Source organism: Saprospira grandis str. Lewin (assembly GCF_000250635.1).
GTDB lineage: Bacteria > Bacteroidota > Bacteroidia > Chitinophagales > Saprospiraceae > Saprospira > Saprospira grandis.
On the sequence record NC_016940.1, the window covers coordinates 2,879,462 to 2,897,940 of the forward strand.

The following is an 18,479-nucleotide window of genomic DNA, read 5'->3' on the forward strand; positions in this document are numbered from 1 at the left end:
AACGCTCTAAAATACTAGTACTAAGTTTTCGGATTCAGATGATCTTTAGGATGATTTGGGGCTGCCCCTCGCCTTGGGCTCGGGTCGGGCTGTGCCAGGGCTCGCTATTCGCTCGGCCCTGCGCGGGCTTTGCCCGCTGGGTCTGGCCTTCGGCCCCCCTTATCCATCCCTCAGCCTGCGGGCGCTTTGCGCCCTGCTAGACCTTAAAAAAAGACGCCGAAAGATAGGGTTTTTCAGCTCAAAAAATGCCCTAAGTAGTTAAATCCCTGCCTTAAAGCGCTAAAATTTGTCCTTTAAGTGAATATTCTTAATTTTGCTTGGCATTTTCGCAAAATTAGAAATCATATGTCTAAGGATAAGTATATATATAACCCGCACACCCTGCGCTACGAGAAGGTAAAGGTCTCTAAGCGTAAGCGGTATTTACAGCTGGCCCTCTTTTTTGTCATGATTGTCGGTTTTTCTATCGGCATTGTGTACTTGGCTTCATCTAAGCCCAATGAGGACAAACAGGAGGCGCATGAATTGCAGCTCATCAAGTCGCGCTATGAAGAAATGACTAGCCAATTGGACCTAATGGAGGAAGCGCTAGAAAACCTACATGAGCGAGATGTGGCCATCTATCGCCAAGTGTTGGAGCTCGACCCGAATGACGAAGCCTATTGGACCGGAGGGCGAGGCGGCAGTAATAAATATGCAGGTCTAGAAAATCTATCGGATGCAGAGCTCATTAAAGAACTTTCGGAGCGGGTCTTACAAATGCGCCAGCGGCTGGCGCTTATGGCCAAGGCTCAGGAAGAAGTTTTGTTAGCCGCCAAAGAGAAACAAGAACTTCTACAAGCTATTCCCTCGATTCGTCCGGTGCGCAGACTACAGCGCCGCATCGAGTATCTTTCTGGTTTTGGTTACAGAAAGCACCCTATTTACAAGATCTTGAAGATGCATACGGGCATTGACTTTGGGGCACCGACTGGCACGCCCATTTATGCTACGGGCAACGGAAAAGTGGCCAAGGTGGTCCTTAAGCGGACGGGCTACGGCCGCCATGTTATTATTGATCATGGACATGGCTATAAAACCCTCTACGCACATATGTCTAAGGTAGAAGTAAAGGCTGGAGACAAAGTAAAGCGGGGAGAAATTATTGGTCGAGTGGGCAATACGGGGGCTTCTACGGCGCCACACCTTCATTATGAGGTGGTGCATAAGGGCAAAAAAGTGAATCCCTTGCCCTTTTGCCGAGACGGTCTAGATAATCAGGAGTATAAGGAGTTTATTCAGTATGCTTCGCAGCAGAACCAAGCTCTATCGATACATAAGTAGGTCCTTTTGCTGCGGTTTTGCAGGCCCTTTAGGGCCGCAGGCCACAACAAGCCCTTTAGGGCGCAGTTCGACGACCGAAGGGAGTAACCGATGCGACAGGGTGGCGCAGAGCGCCAGACCGAGCCAGCTTGCTGGCGAGGGCCGAGCAGACCTGCGAGCCCTAAAGCGTAGCGCCGACGACCGAAGGGCGGCGGAGGCCCAAAAATCTCTCATAAAAAAACGATTAGGATGAAGCCCAAAGAGTTAGCAGAAAAGTTAGATGTATCGACGGCCACCTTGCGTAATTGGGCCAGAGAGTTTGCCTTTTTTCTTGGAAAAAAGGGGCGAAAGGCCACGGATTACACCGAGCATGGCGTGCAGCGCATGTTGGTGGTCAAATACCTTTTGCACGAAAAGGGCTTCACGGTAGAGGGGGCCAAAAAAGAGATTCATCGGCGGGCGAATTTGGACCAAAGCCATCAGCAGATGATCGAAAAGCTAGAGGAGATTCGCCATTTCTTATTGGGCCTACAGGCTGATTTGGCGGCTCAGGAAGGGCAGGAGAAGGGCATTTAGGGCTGTTCTGGCCTGAATATGCGGACTATGGCCGCAGTTGGGCAAAAGATGTTGTTCTTTGTCTTGGCTCCCCAAACCTTCAAAAATATCGCTTAGCTGCTTGGGGCTGGCATATTCATCCGCCTGGCCTTGCAAGACAAAAGCGGGAGCCTGAATTTGGGGCAAGAGCGGAGCGATATTCCAAGATTTAAAATCGGCGCGCAGCCAAGTATCGGCCCAAGCCGAGAAAATGCGGGGACTTTCGGCCCCATGATATTTCCCCAGTTTCTGAATAATTTTCGGAAGCTGGGGATTGTTTTTTACGGCAAAAATGCCAGCCAGCGTTACCTCCTCCACATAAATATGAGCGGCCAAAACGGCTAGGGCCTTCACTTGGTATTGGGCCGCATAGGCTAGGGCGATGCTGCCGCCATCGCTATGACCGATAAGGATAGGCTGTTGGACCTTTAGGCTTTGGAGCAAAGCGTATAGTTCTGCCACCCCATCTTTTTCCAGATAACTTTTGGGGCGGGGGAGGGGCAAGGGATCCGATTGGCCATAGCCTCTGCGCTCATAGAGCAGGATGGGGCAATCTAGCGCTTGGGCCAGTTCTTGGGGCCAGCCCTTCCAGAGCGGCAAAGCCCCTAGGCCTTCATGCAAGAAGACCAAAAGGGGCTTTTGGGGGGCAAAGTTGCCAATCAGTTGATAATGTAGTTGATAATCTTGGATGGGAAGAAAAGCAGAATGGCTCATTATTGAATAATCGTTTCGATAGAATTGGCTCGTAAAAAGGGGCGTTTTTCGCCTGGCGCCCCCCAATAGATGCGAGTATTGGGTAATATTTTTTTCAGGGCCTTGATGGCCTGTTCATTAACGCCATTTTCCTCTTGCCAGATGAGCACCTTTAGGTGTTTGAAGCGCTCAATACTTTTGGGGAGGGCTCGGCGGCCCAAGAAAGAGATATCGAGCACCTCTAGATTGGGCAATTTGGCCAATAACTTAAGGTTGTTATCTAGGGGGAGTTGGTAGCAGCCGGCAATGCTCAGCACTCTGAGCGATTTCATCTGTTGGACATTTAGGGCAAACTGCTGTAAGGGCAGGCGTTGCAAGAGGAGCTTTTCCAATTTGGGCAGGCGATAAACGGCGGCAGGAAGGTAGCGAAAATTATTGTAGGCGCCAGCCATAGAGCGGTGGCTATTGCTGAGGTCTAGGCTGCGCAACTCTCGGAGTTGGGAAAATCCAGCGGGGAGAAACTTCAGCTTATTATCTCTTAGGCTGAGATTTTCGAGTTTTCGGAGTTGATAAATAGAATTGGGGAGTTCTTCTAGCTGATTAGAGCTAAGGTCTAGGCGTTTGAGTGCTTTACATTGGTAGAGGCTAGTAGAAAAGCTTCGGATCTCATTATACTTGAGTAAAAGTTCTTCTAGCGATTGGAGACGGCCCAATTCATAGGGAATCTCTTTGAGTCCACGACTAGAGAGGTTGAGGTAGCGTTTTTGGGCCATAGCGCTGGGGCGCATAGGGATATTCAGGCCCATCAGGTAGCGGATGCGGGCCCTGCGTTTGCTTTCTAGTTGATAGAGAAAGAACTGCACTTCCTCCTCACTTTTGCCGTAGGGATAATTAAAGTCCTCTTGGCTTTGGAGCAGGGCAAAAATGCTATCGCTATAATTGGGATAGGCATTATTGATATAATCGGGCTGATCGGGGCGCAAAGGGTGCCCTCTCCAAAGGCTATCCTTTGGATATTGGTAAATAGTTGGTTCTTCCACCAAGGCAACGGGCTCGGCGGGGGTGCTGGTTTGGCAGGCCCAAAGGAGCAAGAGCTGGCTGAGCAGCCAGCTCTTGCGGGCCAATAGCTTAATTGTTTTAATTGACTTTCCAGTTTTGATAGAGATTCTTCAAATTACTATTTTCTTCCTTCTCTATAACCGTCTTTAGGGCCTTTTGAATTTCCTCATAGGGGGCTTTTTCAAAATAAGCCTTTTGCAAATCGTAGAGGGCATTGGCTGCGGCATAGCGGTGCCAGAGGTCATTCTTGGGGTTGCTGCCAATTTCTTTTAGTGTTTTGACCTTTTCTAGGGTCAAATTATCATCGGCAATAGCGACAAGGAGCTTTTGGTATTGGCCAAAAAAGCTAATGGCGCCATAGTTCTCGGTTTTCTGCCAGTTCTTGCTAAAGAACGGCAGATATTGTCGGTCGCCGGTTTGGCCATAGAGCTCGGCAATGCCCATGAGCAGGGTGGGATTTTGTTCCTGCTCTAGCTCTTTGGCTAGTTCAAGGGCCAGGTTCTGGTCAATTTGCTGAATGGCCTTAAAGGCGCCATAGATGACGCTATAGGCTTCTTCTTGATTGGCCATAATTTTTTTGACGGTAGGAAGAATACTGGCATCGCCTATGCGGCCCAGCTGTTGAAGGGCGGCCATGCGCACCTGAGAGTGGGGATCTTCCTCGGCCATTTTGCTCAATTTGGCGATCAGGCTTTTTGTCTCTTCTTCAGATTGTGCTTTTACATAATCGCAAGCCATAGCGCGGATGGGCCAGGCGGGATCTTGCAGGGCGGTCCAGAAAAGCTTGCGCATCTTTTCTTCGCCTTGGTCGTATTTGATCTTTTGCAAGGCATCGTAGCGGTCTTGAAAGCGGGCTGAAAGGCGATATTGGGCGGCCCATTCTTCCTTGCTTTGTTCCTCGGCACGTTCGGCTAGGAGCATGCGTTCCCGATCTACGGCCACCCAAGTAGGGGCTTCATCGAGGGGAAACTCAAAGCGCTGTTTTTGTTGGTCCATACGGATCTGCTTAATGATGGGCAAATCGCCAGCAGAAGGGGTATAGATGGCCAGTTCCATGGGCAGAATAAAGACCGTACTTTGGCTATAGTCTTGGGTTTGTTCTAACTCTACTACTAGGGTTTTGCTACTATCGGAATAGCTGCGTTTGATATTGAGCTTGGGGTGTCCCGCCTTATAGAACCATTGATTAAAGAACCAATTGAGGTCTTCTCCAGTCACTTCTTCAAAGGCGAGGCGAAGCTCATCGGCTTCGGCGGCGCTATATTCATTTTTGTGCAAATAGTGTTTGAGGCTTTCAAAGAAAGCATCATCGCCCAAATATTTGCGGAGCATATGTAAAATGGCCCCTCCTTTATTGTAGCTATGGGCATCAAACATATCTTCTTTATCCTCATAGCCATAATGGATAAGGGGGTGGGCATCATCTTGCAAAACGGCTTGGTTCATATAGCCACGGACCTCATTCATGCGCTTGTAGTCGGCAAAGTCGCGGCCATAGCGGTGTTCAAACCAGAGGTATTCGCCATAGTTGGCAAAAGACTCATTGAGGGGGAGGTTGGCCCAGCTCTCGCAGGTCACCAAATCGCCAAACCAATGGTGCATCATTTCATGGGCCACTACGCCTTCATTGGACGTATTATCAATCAATTCTCGGCTAGTTTTCTGCATATACTCGCCAAAGATAACGCCGGTGGTATTCTCCATGGCGCCAGAAACATAGTCGCGGACGACCACCTGCGAGTATTTGGGCCAAGGATAATCATAGCCTAGGCGGGCCGAAAAGAAGCTGAGCATTTCTGGAGTTTGCGGAAAAATGGCCTTTGCATGCTCTGCATATTCTGCTTCTACATAATATTCGAGCAGTTTGCCGTTCCATTCTTCGGTACTGCGGGCAAATTCTCCAATGGCCATCATAAAGAGGTAGGGCGCATGGTTTTGCTCCATTTTCCAGTGGTCGGTTCGGCTGCCGTCTTCATTTTTTCTGCTGCTAATGAGTAGGCCATTAGAGAGGGTTTGGAAGCGGTCTTGGACCGTAATTTTAATTTCCTGAGTTGTTCTTTCGTTGGGGCGGTCAATAGTGGGAAACCAGCAAGAGCTGGATTCGGTCTCGCCTTGGGTCCAGATTTGCTGCGGTTTATCGGGGTTTTTGCCATCGGGGTTAATAAAGTAGAGGCCTTTATCTGCGGTAATAGCGGCGCTTCCGCCAATGGGTAATTCATCGGGTTTGGCGGTATATTCTACCAAAATCTGGTAGCTTTCTTCTCGGCTATAACTGCGGTCCAATTGGATAAAGAGGTTCTTTTGGTCCTCATACTTATATTGCAGCTTTTTTTCTTGTCCGCCCTGCAAAATGGCCACCTTCTGAATATCAAAGCCCTTGGCATCTAGGCGTAGAGAGTCGGTGGGGTAAAAAAGCGGCTTGATGGTCAATTTTGCTTTACCCAAGAGGTATTTTTTGTTCCAATCAAAGCGGACCTCCAAATCGGTATGCAGCAAATCGTTGCGGCGGGTATAGCTGGGGTTGTAAACGGCCCGATCAAAATCTAGGCGGTTGGCGGTTACTTCTACGGGTTCTAGTTCATAGTCAATGTACTCAACTACTTCTTCTTTTTTTACTTTCGAGCTGGTTTTACAGCTTGTGCCCATCATGGCTAGGCCCATGAGGCTCCCCCAAAAGAGGGCTTTTTTAGAGATCTGTACCATATTATTTTCTGCACTACTTTTTTCAATGCGTTTTGATTTTGCCGTTTTGGCTGCTCTTCAAAGATACAAATTTCTGCAAGAAGTAGATAGGGGCTTTGGGGCCCGCGGCCGCCCCTAAAAGGGCGGGCGGCCGCCGCTATGCTTTGGGGCTCGCAGGTCTGCTCGGCCCTGCGCAGGCTTCGCCTGCTGGGTCTGGCCTGCGGCCACCCCGCCGCAGCGCTGGGCCAAAAAAAGGGGCTGCAATGCTTGCAGCCCCTGAGTTCAAAGCGAAAATATTGATTGGCTTACTCTTTAGTCCTTTTTTTAAAGGCTTGCATTTCGTCGCCAAAGTCATTAAACTTCTGGAAGATATCTTGCCCATGGTTATCGGGACAGTTTTTGGCCAATAAACTATTGAGCATATCTGTATACTTTTGTCTTTCTACTGCAGGATCGCCAGCCATTTCTAGTAGTTCTTGAGCAGAGGCAGCGCTTATATTATTTTTCTTTGCCTCGCTCAAACATTGGCTAAAGGGGCGAGTATTTAGCATAATTTTTCGCACTTCTAGCAGCCTCTCCTCAGGATTTAGACCTTCTTTGTTTTGGGCTTCTTGGAGCAAGGCAATGGCTTTATCTAAGGACAGCCGCAGCGTTTTTTCCTCTTGTTGCAGGCAGTTACAAAGGTCAAGGGCCATGCTGTCTAGTTCTGTTTGGGTGCTTGGACTTAGCCTAGCCATATCGGCTTCAACAGAAGAACTTTCCTCTTTTTGGGCCAAGGCTTCTTTTGGGCTGGCCAGCAAGAAAAAGTTAATGATTAGGGCCGTAAATAGGTAGTTGCTAAATAAACGCATAATTGTTTTGGCTTAAGGGATAAAATAAAAAAGGGGCTGCAATTCTTGCAGCCCCTAAATAGGTTTAGGCATAAACGCTATGCTTACTCTTTACCTTTATTCTGAAGAGCTTCCATTTCTTTACCGAAGTCCATGAACTTCTGGAATACCTTCTGTTCTTTGGGGCAGTTTTTACCCAAGAAAGCGTTGATGATTTCCATCTGCTTCTTTTCTTTTACTTTACGGTCAGCATCTTCGCCGATGATTTTCTTCATTTCTTCGTCTAGAAGATCTTCATTAACACCGTCGCCTACTTTCTGGAAACATTCGCCAAAGGCTTTCATTTTGGCCATAGAGCCCATGACTACACCCATAACCTCCATGGGGTTAGTATCTTCTTTGGCTTGAGCCTCTTTGAGCAAAGGAAGAACCTCATCTACAAAAGCAGTGAGTTCTTCACCGTGTTGGCTAAGGCATTCGCAAGCGCCGGTAGACATTTTGTCCATTTCGGCTTTGGCTTCATCGCTCATTTTTGCGATGTCGGGATTGCTAGCTGTGGGATCTCCACCTCCACAAGACATGAGGAAAAAGCTAGTCATAAGAGCGATAAGAAGGCTGCTGCTAAATAAACGCATAATTGTAAGAATTAAAATGATAAGATGTAATAGGGATTGAGCACAATTAGAACAATGGTTTTGCGCTTGAGCAATCAGCCCAGAAACTTCAAAAACATGGGTAATCAACTGTCTCAGTTTTTAACAAAACCAAATATAGGGCTTTCGAATTATAGCTGCCAGTTTTTTTAAGGAAAGCTTAAATATTATTTTTTAGTCAGCTTTGTTCGGGCAGGGTTGTTTTAAAATATTTTGGGGTGAAATTAGTTTTGGCTGTGCGCTTTGCTGCTAAGTAAAAGTTATCTCAAAATGCTTGCAGCGGAGGAGGCGCATTTGGCCTAGCGATGTGCAGCAGTGGCCCGCAGGGCCAGACCGAGCCGCTGAAAGCGGCGAAGGGCCGAGCGAAGAGCGAGCTGCGGAACGTAGCGCCCGCCGCAGGCGGGAGGCCCCCAAAAAAAACAGCAGATAAACAGCAGCATATAGGGGGGCAAAATAGTTTTGTATAGCCTAGCGAAAAGCCTATCTTTACAAGCTTTTCTATTGTGAACAACCTTGGGCGCTTAGTGGGACAAGCTTTGGGTTCAAGTAAAAGGAAAATTAGACGATGGGCAAAAAGATTGAGATTCGGGCCAACTATGAACTATTTTCTAAGGCGGAGGAGCTGCCTGCTATTGAGGCGGAGCTTTTGCTTAGGGCGCATGCGGCCTGTGATACTGCCTATGCACCCTATAGTGAGTTTAGAGTGGGGGCGGCGGCGCTTTTGGAGAATGGGGAGATTGTATTGGGGAGTAATCAGGAAAATGCGGCATATCCGTCTACCATTTGTGCAGAAAGAGCAGCTGTTTTTGCGGCTGCGGCACAATTTCCGGGGGTAGTTATTCGGGCGGTGGCGATTCGGGTAAAAACGGCTGGGGAGCGGGTAGAGCGTCCGATTTCTCCTTGCGGGGCTTGTCGGCAGGTATTATTTGAGTTTGAGTGGCGGCAAGAAACGCCTATACAATTATTATTGCAGGGGGACAAAGGCGATATTTATCGGATAGCTTCGACCAAATCGCTTTTACCACTTTTGTTTGACCCAAGTTTTTTATAAAAGATGTTAAGTAGAAATTTCCGTATTCGGGAGGGCTTATTGGCCCTAGATTATTCTTCGGCAGATGAGCAATGTTTGCGTTATTTGGAATTTTTGCAGCAGTATGTGCGCATAGATCGATTAGAATTGATGCATGTGGTAAAAAAGTCGGGCTTTTTTGAGCAACTTTTTGCGGCTGATGCGGAGCGGATGCGGAAACTTTTTCCTTCTGCGGAAGAGCAGCGGCAGCGCATGCAGGCTTTGGCGGAGGCTCATTTGGGGCAGACGAATATTCAGTTGGCCTATGAGGTAGAGAATGGGCAGCCTTTGGAGGAATTGTTGGAAGAATTGGAGGAGCAGCGGACAGATTTGTTGGTTTTGGGCAAAAAGCCTTTGGCCCAGGGGGCTGGGGTTTTGAGTCGAAACTTGGCTCGTCGCTCGCCTTCTTCTTTGCTTTTTGTGCCTCCTTTGGCCGAGCCATTGAAGTTGGGCCGTTTTATGGTGCCGGTAGATTTTTCTGAAAACTCGGCTTTGGCTTTGCAGGCGGCTTGTGCTTTGGCTCGACGTCTGCCGCAGCCGCCGCAAATAGACTGTGTGCATGTGTATCGCATGCCCGATCCGCATATATATAATATCAATCAAACGCAGGCGGAGTTTGAGGAGTTGCTTTTATCGAGCACCAAGGAGGCTTATGAGAATTTCTTGGATAACTACCTGCCTAAAGATATGCCTCGGATGGAGCTGCAATTGATACAGCGAGGGCGCTTGAGTACGGCGGGGCATTTATATGATTGGGCAGAGGATCATCGGCCCGACCTCATCTTTTTGGGGGCCAAGGGGCATACTGCGCTCAAGACGCTTTGGTTGGGCAGTGTTAGCGAAAAAATTATTCAACTCAATGAAGCTTTCCCCTGTTTCATTATTAGATAAGTTATTGGATTATGGGCAAACAGATAGATGCCGAGCAGTTGCGGGGGCTTTTGCTCCCTTTGGGTTTTATTGAAGAGCAGGGAACGAAAGAGGAGGCCCTTGTATTTTGGCGCCGATTGGAGAACCGAGATTTGCGTTCGCCCTTTGCTTTTAGTCATGTTCGGGCTTCTTTGGACCAATATGTCTTTCGCTTAGAGGCTTGGAATCAGGGGCGATTGAAGAAGGCCGCCAAGGCGGATTTGATCGTTTTGGAAAGCCCGGAAGATTTGGAGCCTTATAAAGAAATTATTTTGGAGAAAAGCCGTGCCGCTGCCGAGCAATTGCCTGCTTTTATTGGCTTTTTTGCCCAGCAAATGCAGGCTTTAGAAGAAGAGAAATTGAGTAGCCCAATATATAAGGCGGCGCTCAAAAATTTGGAACTGATGGCTCAAGCGGCCAATCAGGTAGATTTAGAATAAGGAAGTTATGTTATTAGAAATTCATCCCGATAATCCTCAAGCTCGCAAGATAGAGCAGGTTTTGAAGGTCCTAAAAAATGGGGGCGTGATTATTTACCCCACCGATACTGTTTATGGTTTGGGCTGCGATATTACCCAGCCTCGGGCCATCGAACGCATTTGCCGCATCAAGGGGATTCAGCCCAAAAAGGCCAATTTATCATTTATTTGCGCCGATCTTAGCGACATTTCTAATTATTGCCGCCCTTATTCTACCAGCATTTACAAATTGATGAAGTCGGCCCTGCCTGGTCCCTTTACCTTTATCTTAGAAGGGAATAGTAGCTTGCCCAAGTTGCTCAAAAATCGCAAGAAAACCTTGGGGGTTCGGGTGCCTAATAGTCCGATTGTCCGTGATTTAGTTTTGGGGCTTGGCCAGCCTTTGCTTTCTTCTTCTATCAAAAACTTAGATGAGGAAGATGAGATTAGAGAATACCCTACCGATCCCTACGAAATCCATGAACAATATGAGCATCTGGTCGATTTGGTGATTGATGGCGGTATTGGTGGCCATCAGCCTTCTACGGTAGTGGATTGTACGCAAAACCCGCCCGAGTTGATCCGCCAGGGTTTGGGCAAATTGAACTTCTAAGTCATGAAAAAGGAAAAATGGATTTTGGGCCTTGGGGCCATTTTTGGCGCTTTGGCCGTTATTTTAGGCGCTTTTGGGGCGCATGCACTCAAGGCGCAAATTACGCCCGATCGTCTAGAGATTTATCAGTTGGGCGTGAGCTATCAGTACTATCATGCTTTGGCCCTTTTGGCGACTGGCCTTTGGGCGCGTTTGGCTGGGGCCCCAGCATTAAAATGGGCGGGCATTAGCTTTGCCATGGGCATTTTGCTTTTTTCGGGCTCGCTTTATCTCTTGGCTTTACGAGATGTAATGGGCATTTCGGGCGGGGTATTGGCCGTTATTGGTCCATTAACTCCTGTTGGCGGCCTCTTTTTTATTGGCGGCTGGTCGGTACTGGCCATTAAAGCGTTTAAGTAGTTTTTTTGGGGGGCTGCCCCAGCCTTTGGCTGGGTCGGGCCATTGCGCAGCTCGCAGGTCTGCTCGGCCCTGCGCGGGCTGCGCCCGCTGGGTCTGCCGCCTTCGGCGGCCCTGCTACAGCCCCTCAGCCTGCGGCGGCTTCGCCGCCTGCAAAACCGTTTAGAAGCGGTATTGCTTCGCAATATCTATGAATGAGAGGAAGTAGGACTAGTTCAAATTATCGTAAAAGCGATTCTATTTGTTTTTCCAATACTTCTTCTAGCCTTTCATTATAGCCTATTTCAATGGCTATAACTTGCTGTTTGGCATCTAATAAAATAAATGTTGGAGCAGAAATTATATTGTACTGCTTGGCTAGGTCTTTATTAATTACTGTAGGGTAACTGATCTGCTTATATTCCATATGTTTTTTTATCTGATCTGGATGATCTACATGGTTTACGCCTATAATATAAAGCCCTTTTTCTTTATACTTTTGATGCAGCCGCTCTAAAACAGGCATTGATTTTAGACAGGGATAACATCCTCGATACCAAAAGTCAAGTAGTACTATTTTTCCCTTGAGTTTCGATAACTCTACTATATTACCATCTGTATCATGAGCTTTCCAATTGCTAATGCTTTGTCCAATTTTAAGCGTCGGCGCTAACTCTTCCGGATTAACCTCTTTCGGCTCATGTGGAAAATACTTATTTAAAATTTCTTTTTCTGCAAGGGCAATGCTATCAACAGCATCTCTCGTATTATGGCTCTCAAGCACTTGGATACTAGCTTCTTCATATTGAGACATGTTCTCAAATTCTAATCGTAAACTATATTTTATGGGAATAAAATCTGCCCTAATACAAGTGACGGTAGTATGAATGTTGTAAATTTCGCCACTATTTTTTGTGAATCGATGTATCGTAAATGCATGAGGCTCATCTGCTTTTTCAATCCATAAAGAGTCTGCATTTTTTTTAAAATTTTCCCAAAAGGCAAATTGATAAGGTTTGAATATAGCCTTATCCTCTTTGTATTCGTCCACTGTTTCAGGAGTATCATAAAATGCATAGCTGATGCTAGAGTGAAAACCCAAAACAACAGTATCAGGCTTGATAATTTTTGTAACATTTGTATCTAAAATCATATAAGTACTAGCATCTAAGCTGTCATTAAGCGTTTTAGGGTACATCCTCACCTGCTTTCGCCCTTGATACCTAACGGTATCCTCAGAAAAAAACTTAAAGTGATTTTTGATGCTGTACTTCCTCATGCTAGTCGCCATAATTTCTTCTTTCCTATGGCTTATTACTTCCTCAATAGTAGGTAGCTTATCATCAGCTGTAAGAACCTGGTTGATTTCATGAGCAGGCAGCTGAGCCAATACGGTAGTACAAAACAGCACCTTACTTAAGAACAGAATTAGAATATAATTTTTCATAGGATTGAAATGATTGTGGTAGTTGTAGATGGGTTTTAATTACATTGAGTATAGTTAAATTTACTTTTTTAAATATAAAAAAAATAATGATGGTATTTTGGGGCTGCCCACTCGCTTCGCTCGGGTCGGGCTGTGTACTCCCGTTGGTTGTCGAACTGGCGCCCCTATAGGGGCTGGTTGTCGCAGCTCGCTGTTTGCTCGGCCCTGCGCCGCCAAAGGCGGCTGGGTCTGGCCTTCGGCCACTGCTGCCCATCCCTCAGCCAGTCGCTTCGCTCCTCTAGAACGCAGGAGTTTGGGCCAAAAAAAAGCAGGAAAAATGAAGTCAATCATTTTTCCTGCTTTTGTATTATTATGGACCTTGGGGCCTATAGCGGATCAAGTTCAATAAGGACTTGATTTTTCTCTACTGCTGCGCCTTTATCCACCTTAATGGCTTTAATAATGGCATCGGCTGGGGCTTTAATTACATTTTCCATTTTCATGGCTTCAAGGATGAGGACTGCCTCATCTTTTTTCACTTCTTGGCCAACTTCCACCATTAGGTCGAGTAGCAAGCCAGGCATAGGGGCTTTAATATCATTGACCTTAGCGGCTCCTACTTTTTCAAAGCCGAGGCGTTCGGCCAAAAGATCGAAGCGATCTTTAGCACCGAGGCAGTAAGTATTTTGTCCGATACGGATTTCAAAACTTTTGCTTTGATAATCGGCAGCGATTACTCTAGCGGTATAAGATCGGTTTTGGTAGAGGATATGAAAAGCCTGATCTTCTACTTGGACCAGGTCCCAGTTGAAGTCTTTGGGGTCTAGTTCTAGAACGTCCTCTTTAGATTGATGTTTAATTTGGTACATAGTACTATGCTTTTCCGAGCTGAGTCAAAAAGTAAATTTCAAAAAGCGTAAAGCAGAAGTATACCCAAAAGAAGGGCAATACAAAAAGCTGGTCGGCTGGTTTAAAGGTATAAAAATAGGCCAAGACCAGCGAAAGGCTGAGCAGCATTTTGATGCTAGTTTGCATCATAAAGACTCGGCTAAACTGCAATTGGTCGGGACTTTGGCTAGCCTGACGGGCCCAAAAGAAGCAGAGCCAGCTAAAGAGCACAAAAAAAAGGTAGCTGGCCCAGGCAAGGCCGCCATAGTTGGCAAAGCGGGGCCAAAACCATTGCAGGCCCAAAAGGCTAGCGGCTACAAAAGCCGAAACGCCTAGTAGGCTAGAATAAAATTGAGATAATTGCATGATTACTCTTCTTCCTGGTCTTCTGGGGGACTTTCGGCCAAGAGTTGGCGAATAAATAGGTAGAGGGCCAAAAAAACGGAGCCTAAAGAGCCCAGCACCACAAATAGAGGTTTGCTATCGAGGTATTTATCTAGATATAGGCCAGCAAAGGAGCCAGCAGCAATGACCAAGGCCATTTGCACGCCCATACCAGAGTACTTCATATAGCCCTCTAGAGCTTTTTTGTTTTTTCTAAAGGCTTGGCCTTTTTTATTTTTTGGATTGGGGGCCATGTTGCAGATTCATTTTGCAAGCTCCATTCATTTGGGCGCCATCTTCTACGGCCAGTTTAGTGGTTTCTAGATCGCCCTGAATTTTGGCCGATTTGCGAACATCCAGTAATTGTTGGCAATAGACATTTCCTAAGACTTTGCCCTCAATGATGGCATTTTGGCAATGAATATTGCCTTTGATGACAGCAGTTTGGCCCAAAACCACCTTGGCTTTGCAGCGCAGATCACCCTCTATGCGTCCATCTACACGGATATCAATAACAGATTGCACATTTCCTTTTACGATAGCGTCTCGGACAAGGCTGTTATGAGAAACGGCAGCCGTTCGGGCAGCACGTTCTTTATTTTTATTGCTAAACATAAGTGAGTTCGTTAAGAAACAAAGCAAAAAAAGGCTGTCTATATAGAGACAGCCTTTTTAGCTAGCAGATTGCATCAAAGCAAGCGGCTCTGGGCAACTGAGCTAGCCAACTATTTTGATTTAGCCGACTTTTTGGGGCTAAGAGTAACATGCATACGGCGGTCCTCCATTTTAGGGGGATAATCCGTTACGCTCAATTCTGCTAGTTCTGCAACAAAGCGTTTGAGCAGGGTACGTCCACGGTCCTTAAAGACAATAGAACGGCCCTTAAACTGCACATAAGCCTTTACCTTGGCGCCATCTTCTAGAAAGCTCTTGGCATGCTTAAGTTTAAACTCAAAATCGTGATCATCGGTGTTGGGGCCAAAGCGAATTTCCTTAATGACCACCTTAACCTGTTTGGCTTTGAGTTCCTTTTCGCGTTTTTTGCGTTCGTAGAGGAATTTTTTCAGGTCGATAATTTTGCAAACAGGGGGTTTACCCTTAGGCGAAATTTCTACGAGGTCCAATTCCAATTTATTGGCCCAAGAGGCAGCAATTCGCGTTTTGATAACGGTACCGCTTTCTACCTCTTTGCCAGCTACTTTACTGATCTCATCAAAGTTGTCGCCTACCAAACGAATTTCTGGTACGCGAATATTATCATTGGTTCTGTACTCAGATCCAGGTGTCTCTCTCCGACTATATCTTCCTCGGTTTCTGTTAATTCTTCTAGCCAAACAACTAATAATTTAATGAAAAAAATGAATAGAGAATTTTTTCTCTTGGGGAGAAATTTCTCGGCTTGATGCTTCAAAAGTACTAAAAAAAATTGGCTCTCTTTATTCCTTTTCAGCGTTTTTTGCATCTTCTAAAAAGAAGAGCTATATATTGTAGTTAATTTTGCTTGCTTTTCCTAATTTTTAGGGCCTTATTATCCGTCTAGAGGTGAGCGAAGCGAGCCGGCTGAGGGATGGACAGCAGTGGCGCAACGCGCCAGACCGAGCCAGCTTTGCTGGCGCAGGGCCGAGCGAATAGCGAGCTGCGAAACAGCCCGACCCGAGCCGATAGGCGAGGGGCAGCCCCAAACGATTAAAAATAAAAAGAAATGAAAAACCCCCATGTTTATTCCCCTGAAGAGTTGGCTAAGATCTTACTCTTAGAAGAGTATAGTTTGCCCTATGCGTATGAAGATGGGCAATTAGTATTGCCTGCGGATACCGCTAAAAGTTTGTCTTATTTGCTGCAAAAAGAGCAAGAAGAAGGGCAGCGCTATGAGATTTTTGCCGGATTTGACTACCGGCAGATGTTTGATGATCTTTGTGCATTTTTGGATGATCAAAAGATTCCCTATAAAATTTGGGAGAAACAACAGGACCCTGGAGAGGATTATGCGCGGGCGCCTGCCTTGAAAGACAGCGCTTTTTATGTCTATTTGCGGCTGGTCGATTTTGAGCGGACGCAGGCGCTTTTGCGAGAGCAGGCCAAGCAGCAGGCTATATATAAGGAGGCTGATTATCATTTGCGGCGATATAGCGATGAGGAGCTGATGGAAATTTTGGAGCAGCCCGAAGATTGGCAGGCGCTAGATGTGGTGGCTGCTCGTTATTTGCTCAATGAGCGGGGCCATGATATTAGTGAAGAGGAGGTAGAGCTGATGCGGCAACATCGGATGATTCAGTTGCGGCAGCCTAGGGCACTAACGTCAAAAGAGCGCCGAGATGGCTATTTGACGGCCATTCTTTTGGGGCCATTGGGCTGTTTTTGGGGCTATCATTATTATTCTGATCAGCGATTATTACCCAATGGGCGAAAAGTTCTTAATTTTGCGCCCCAAGCCAGGGCCGAGGGGATGCGAATGATGATGATTTCGCTGAGCTGGAGCCTGCTGGCTGGCCTTATTTTATATTATATGACATAAGTTTTTGATGGGACGGAATAAGAAATTACAGAAATTTGCAGAGCTACACGAGCTGCCCAATGTTTATCTAAATTTTGGCGTCAATTCGCCAATTATTGAATTGCCCAATGGCGAAAAGCAGGATATGCGCGGCCAATGGAAAAAGCAGTTGGGCAGTGATAAACCCTTGGTCCTTGAGCTGGCCTGCGGAAAAGGAGAGTATAGCCTGGGCCTTGGCCAAATGTATCCCGATAGCAACTTTATGGGGATGGACCTCAAGGGGAACCGCATCTGGACCGGCGCAAAAAAAGCCTTGGAACAAGGCCTAGATAATGTGTTTTTTCTCCGTGCCCAAATTGATTTTATTGAGTCCTTTTTTGCCCCTGAAGAAGTAGACGAAATCTGGATTACCTTTGCCGACCCCCAAGCCAAAAAGCCTAGAAAACGCCTGACATCGCCCCTCTTTTTGTCGCGCTACCGAAATATTTTGAAGAAAGGCGGCAAAATCCATCTTAAAACCGACTCGCCTCTGCTTTATGAGTTTACCCTAGAGCAAATTGAGGAGCAGGGCCTTCCCCTAGAGTTTGCCCATGATGATATTTATAGCTTGGCCGAACAAGACCCGAATTGGGGAATTACCACCTATTACGAACAGCTGCACCGAGGCAAAGGCGCTACGATTAAGTACGCTCGTTTTAGGTTGGATTAAATAAGATATAATGCGATTTCGTTCTTTCTTTTCTATTGTCCAAAAGGGCTTGCCTTTTTTGGCCTGTCTACTTATGTTTATTGGCCTGGTTGCCTCTAAAGCCCTGATTGCCATTGCTTCGGTGGTTTTTGTTTTGGCGGCTTTGCCCTATGCCTTTAAGGCCAAAAACTGGAAGCAATTGCCTCATCAAGCCAAGCTGCTTAGTCCCGCTTTTTTGTTCCTTCTCATGGCCGCTACAGCCGCTTATAGCCAAAATACTGCCGAGCTGATGAGCCGCCTTCGGGTGATGTTACCGCTCTTTTTATTGCCAATTTCTATGGCCCTATTGCCGCCCTGGCCCAAGCAACAATGGCGCTGGCTTTTGGGCATTTTTGTGTTGCTGATGAGTCTGGCCGCCGCTGGGGTGCTCGTCAATTACGGCCTAAATTATGAAGAAATCCAGCGCTCTCTAACACATAGTAAGGGCATGCCCAACCCCGCCAAAGACCATGTTCGCTTTAGCCTGCTCCTTTCTTGGGCTAGCCTCTTGGCGGGCCAATTGTTCTTCTGGCGCCTTGGTCGCTGGCCCTGGCTCTGGCTCGGCCTCGGCCTCTTTCTCTTTTTGGCCATGCACATTTTTGGCGCCCGCTCGGGCATCCTGGCCTTCTATCTGGGCATCATTTATTTGTTGGTCCGCTGGCTTTGGCAAAGCAAACGCTTTCTGCTTGGCGGTCTGGGCCTGCTAGCCTGCCTATCTTTGCCCTTTTTGGCCTATCAAAGTATTCCCTCTTTTCGAGAAAAAATATTACTGACCCAAAAAAATATTCGCCTCTACCAAGAAGGCCATATTGGTGATTATTCCGATACGCAACGCATCCTCTCTTTTCAAATCGCCCTGAAAGTCTGGGCCAAATCGCCCCTTTTAGGGGTGGGCCTCGGCGACCTAAAAGATGAGCAAAGAGCCATCTATGAAAAGGAGTATCCTCAGCAAAGGGTAATGGCCCCACATAGCCAGTATATTAGTAGCCTGGCCGCTATGGGCATCCTGGGCCTGCTGCTTTTTATCGCCTTCTTTTCTTGGCCCTTTTTTATCGAAAAAACAGCCATTTATCAGCTTTTTTGGCTGCTTATTGCGGTCTCTTTCCTAAGCGAAAATACCCTCTTTATTACCATCGGAGCCAATTTATACGCCTTTTTTCACAGCTATTTACTCCTCAGACAAAAGTCCTGATTTTTTCTTTTTTGGGGCTGCCCTTCCCTGCGGTCAGGTCGGGCTGTTTCGCAGCTCGCAGGTCTGCTCGGCCCTGCAGCGCTAAAGCGCTTTGGTCTGGCCCTGCGGGCCACTGCTGTCCATCCCTCAGC

General features: G+C 46.9%; 21 protein-coding genes. 10 read left to right on the plus strand and 11 right to left on the minus strand.

The genetic code is table 11. The annotated features are described in order from the left end of the window. The first annotated feature begins 345 nt into the window (after window positions 1–345). Together SGRA_RS12720 and SGRA_RS12725 are read left to right on the plus strand one after the other, a co-directional pair. Window positions 346–1,323 (plus strand): M23 family metallopeptidase, encoded by a 978-nt coding sequence (locus SGRA_RS12720; RefSeq protein WP_041329653.1) that lies wholly within the window; start codon window positions 346–348, stop codon window positions 1,321–1,323. A 228-nt stretch (window positions 1,324–1,551) separates the two neighbouring features. Further along, window positions 1,552–1,878 (plus strand): MerR family transcriptional regulator, encoded by a 327-nt coding sequence (locus tag SGRA_RS12725; RefSeq protein WP_015693131.1) that lies wholly within the window; start codon window positions 1,552–1,554, stop codon window positions 1,876–1,878. Here the strand turns inward: SGRA_RS12725 and SGRA_RS12730 are convergent. From SGRA_RS12730 to SGRA_RS12750, 5 genes are all read right to left on the minus strand, one after another. After that, the gene (locus SGRA_RS12730; protein WP_015693132.1) at window positions 1,831–2,610 is read right to left on the minus strand and encodes an alpha/beta fold hydrolase; all 780 of its coding nucleotides are present in this window, start codon (window positions 2,608–2,610) and stop codon (window positions 1,831–1,833) included. The genes SGRA_RS12725 and SGRA_RS12730 overlap by 48 nt on opposite strands. Continuing rightward, window positions 2,610–3,713 carry a leucine-rich repeat domain-containing protein gene (locus SGRA_RS12735; RefSeq protein WP_015693133.1) on the minus strand — a complete coding sequence of 368 codons (1,104 nt, stop codon included), beginning with the start codon at window positions 3,711–3,713 and terminating at the stop codon, window positions 2,610–2,612. The genes SGRA_RS12730 and SGRA_RS12735 overlap by 1 nt, the downstream gene beginning before the upstream one ends. Before the next feature lie 13 nt (window positions 3,714–3,726). Then, window positions 3,727–6,351, minus strand: a complete 2,625-nt coding sequence (locus SGRA_RS12740) for a M1 family aminopeptidase (RefSeq protein ID WP_015693134.1) — start codon at window positions 6,349–6,351, stop codon at window positions 3,727–3,729. Window positions 6,352–6,635: 284 nt separating this feature from the next. Next, on the minus strand, window positions 6,636–7,181 hold the full coding sequence (locus SGRA_RS12745) for a hypothetical protein (protein ID WP_015693137.1): 546 nt from the start codon (window positions 7,179–7,181) through the stop codon (window positions 6,636–6,638). 83 nt (window positions 7,182–7,264) lie between these two features. Next, complete coding sequence (locus SGRA_RS12750; protein WP_148268345.1) at window positions 7,265–7,795, minus strand: hypothetical protein; 531 nt, start codon at window positions 7,793–7,795, stop codon at window positions 7,265–7,267. 583 nt (window positions 7,796–8,378) lie between these two features. Here SGRA_RS12750 and cdd point away from each other — a divergent pair. From cdd to SGRA_RS12775, 5 genes are read left to right on the plus strand one after another with little or no spacing between them, the layout of a single operon-like run. Continuing rightward, the gene (gene cdd, locus SGRA_RS12755; RefSeq protein ID WP_015693139.1) at window positions 8,379–8,864 is read left to right on the plus strand and encodes a cytidine deaminase; all 486 of its coding nucleotides are present in this window, start codon (window positions 8,379–8,381) and stop codon (window positions 8,862–8,864) included. Window positions 8,865–8,867: 3 nt separating this feature from the next. Beyond that, window positions 8,868–9,773 (plus strand): universal stress protein, encoded by a 906-nt coding sequence (locus SGRA_RS12760; RefSeq protein ID WP_015693140.1) that lies wholly within the window; start codon window positions 8,868–8,870, stop codon window positions 9,771–9,773. Between the two features lie 11 nt (window positions 9,774–9,784). Continuing rightward, a complete protein-coding gene (locus SGRA_RS12765) occupies window positions 9,785–10,231 on the plus strand; it encodes a hypothetical protein (RefSeq protein ID WP_002659563.1) in 447 nt (148 codons plus the stop codon). A gap of 7 nt (window positions 10,232–10,238) precedes the next feature. Then, window positions 10,239–10,862 (plus strand): L-threonylcarbamoyladenylate synthase, encoded by a 624-nt coding sequence (locus SGRA_RS12770; protein ID WP_015693141.1) that lies wholly within the window; start codon window positions 10,239–10,241, stop codon window positions 10,860–10,862. Between the two features lie 3 nt (window positions 10,863–10,865). Then, on the plus strand, window positions 10,866–11,261 hold the full coding sequence (locus SGRA_RS12775; RefSeq protein WP_002659565.1) for a DUF423 domain-containing protein: 396 nt from the start codon (window positions 10,866–10,868) through the stop codon (window positions 11,259–11,261). Between the two features lie 217 nt (window positions 11,262–11,478). On the opposite strand, the gene SGRA_RS19560 is transcribed toward SGRA_RS12775, so the two are convergent. From SGRA_RS19560 to infC, 6 genes are all read right to left on the minus strand, one after another. Continuing rightward, window positions 11,479–12,684 (minus strand): TlpA family protein disulfide reductase, encoded by a 1,206-nt coding sequence (locus SGRA_RS19560; protein WP_015693142.1) that lies wholly within the window; start codon window positions 12,682–12,684, stop codon window positions 11,479–11,481. 365 nt (window positions 12,685–13,049) lie between these two features. After that, the gene (locus tag SGRA_RS12790; protein WP_015693144.1) at window positions 13,050–13,532 is read right to left on the minus strand and encodes an acyl-CoA carboxylase biotin carboxyl carrier protein subunit; all 483 of its coding nucleotides are present in this window, start codon (window positions 13,530–13,532) and stop codon (window positions 13,050–13,052) included. A 4-nt stretch (window positions 13,533–13,536) separates the two neighbouring features. Continuing rightward, window positions 13,537–13,917 carry a hypothetical protein gene (locus SGRA_RS12795; RefSeq protein WP_002659570.1) on the minus strand — a complete coding sequence of 127 codons (381 nt, stop codon included), beginning with the start codon at window positions 13,915–13,917 and terminating at the stop codon, window positions 13,537–13,539. 2 nt (window positions 13,918–13,919) lie between these two features. Next, complete coding sequence (locus tag SGRA_RS12800; RefSeq protein ID WP_015693145.1) at window positions 13,920–14,189, minus strand: AtpZ/AtpI family protein; 270 nt, start codon at window positions 14,187–14,189, stop codon at window positions 13,920–13,922. Then, window positions 14,167–14,550 carry a bactofilin family protein gene (locus tag SGRA_RS12805; protein ID WP_015693146.1) on the minus strand — a complete coding sequence of 128 codons (384 nt, stop codon included), beginning with the start codon at window positions 14,548–14,550 and terminating at the stop codon, window positions 14,167–14,169. The genes SGRA_RS12800 and SGRA_RS12805 overlap by 23 nt, the downstream gene beginning before the upstream one ends. Before the next feature lie 110 nt (window positions 14,551–14,660). After that, window positions 14,661–15,269, minus strand: a complete 609-nt coding sequence (infC, locus tag SGRA_RS12810; protein ID WP_071823190.1) for a translation initiation factor IF-3 — start codon at window positions 15,267–15,269, stop codon at window positions 14,661–14,663. Between the two features lie 368 nt (window positions 15,270–15,637). On the opposite strand from infC, the gene SGRA_RS12815 reads away from it, so the two are divergent. From SGRA_RS12815 to SGRA_RS12825, 3 genes are read left to right on the plus strand one after another with little or no spacing between them, the layout of a single operon-like run. Further along, entirely contained in the window at window positions 15,638–16,450 is an 813-nt protein-coding gene (locus SGRA_RS12815) for a hypothetical protein (protein ID WP_015693149.1), read from the plus strand. A 7-nt stretch (window positions 16,451–16,457) separates the two neighbouring features. Continuing rightward, window positions 16,458–17,138, plus strand: a complete 681-nt coding sequence (trmB, locus tag SGRA_RS12820) for a tRNA (guanosine(46)-N7)-methyltransferase TrmB (RefSeq protein WP_015693150.1) — start codon at window positions 16,458–16,460, stop codon at window positions 17,136–17,138. Between the two features lie 10 nt (window positions 17,139–17,148). Then, window positions 17,149–18,348, plus strand: coding sequence for an O-antigen ligase family protein (locus SGRA_RS12825; RefSeq protein ID WP_015693151.1), 1,200 nt, complete (start codon window positions 17,149–17,151; stop codon window positions 18,346–18,348). The last annotated feature ends 131 nt before the right edge of the window (window positions 18,349–18,479 follow it).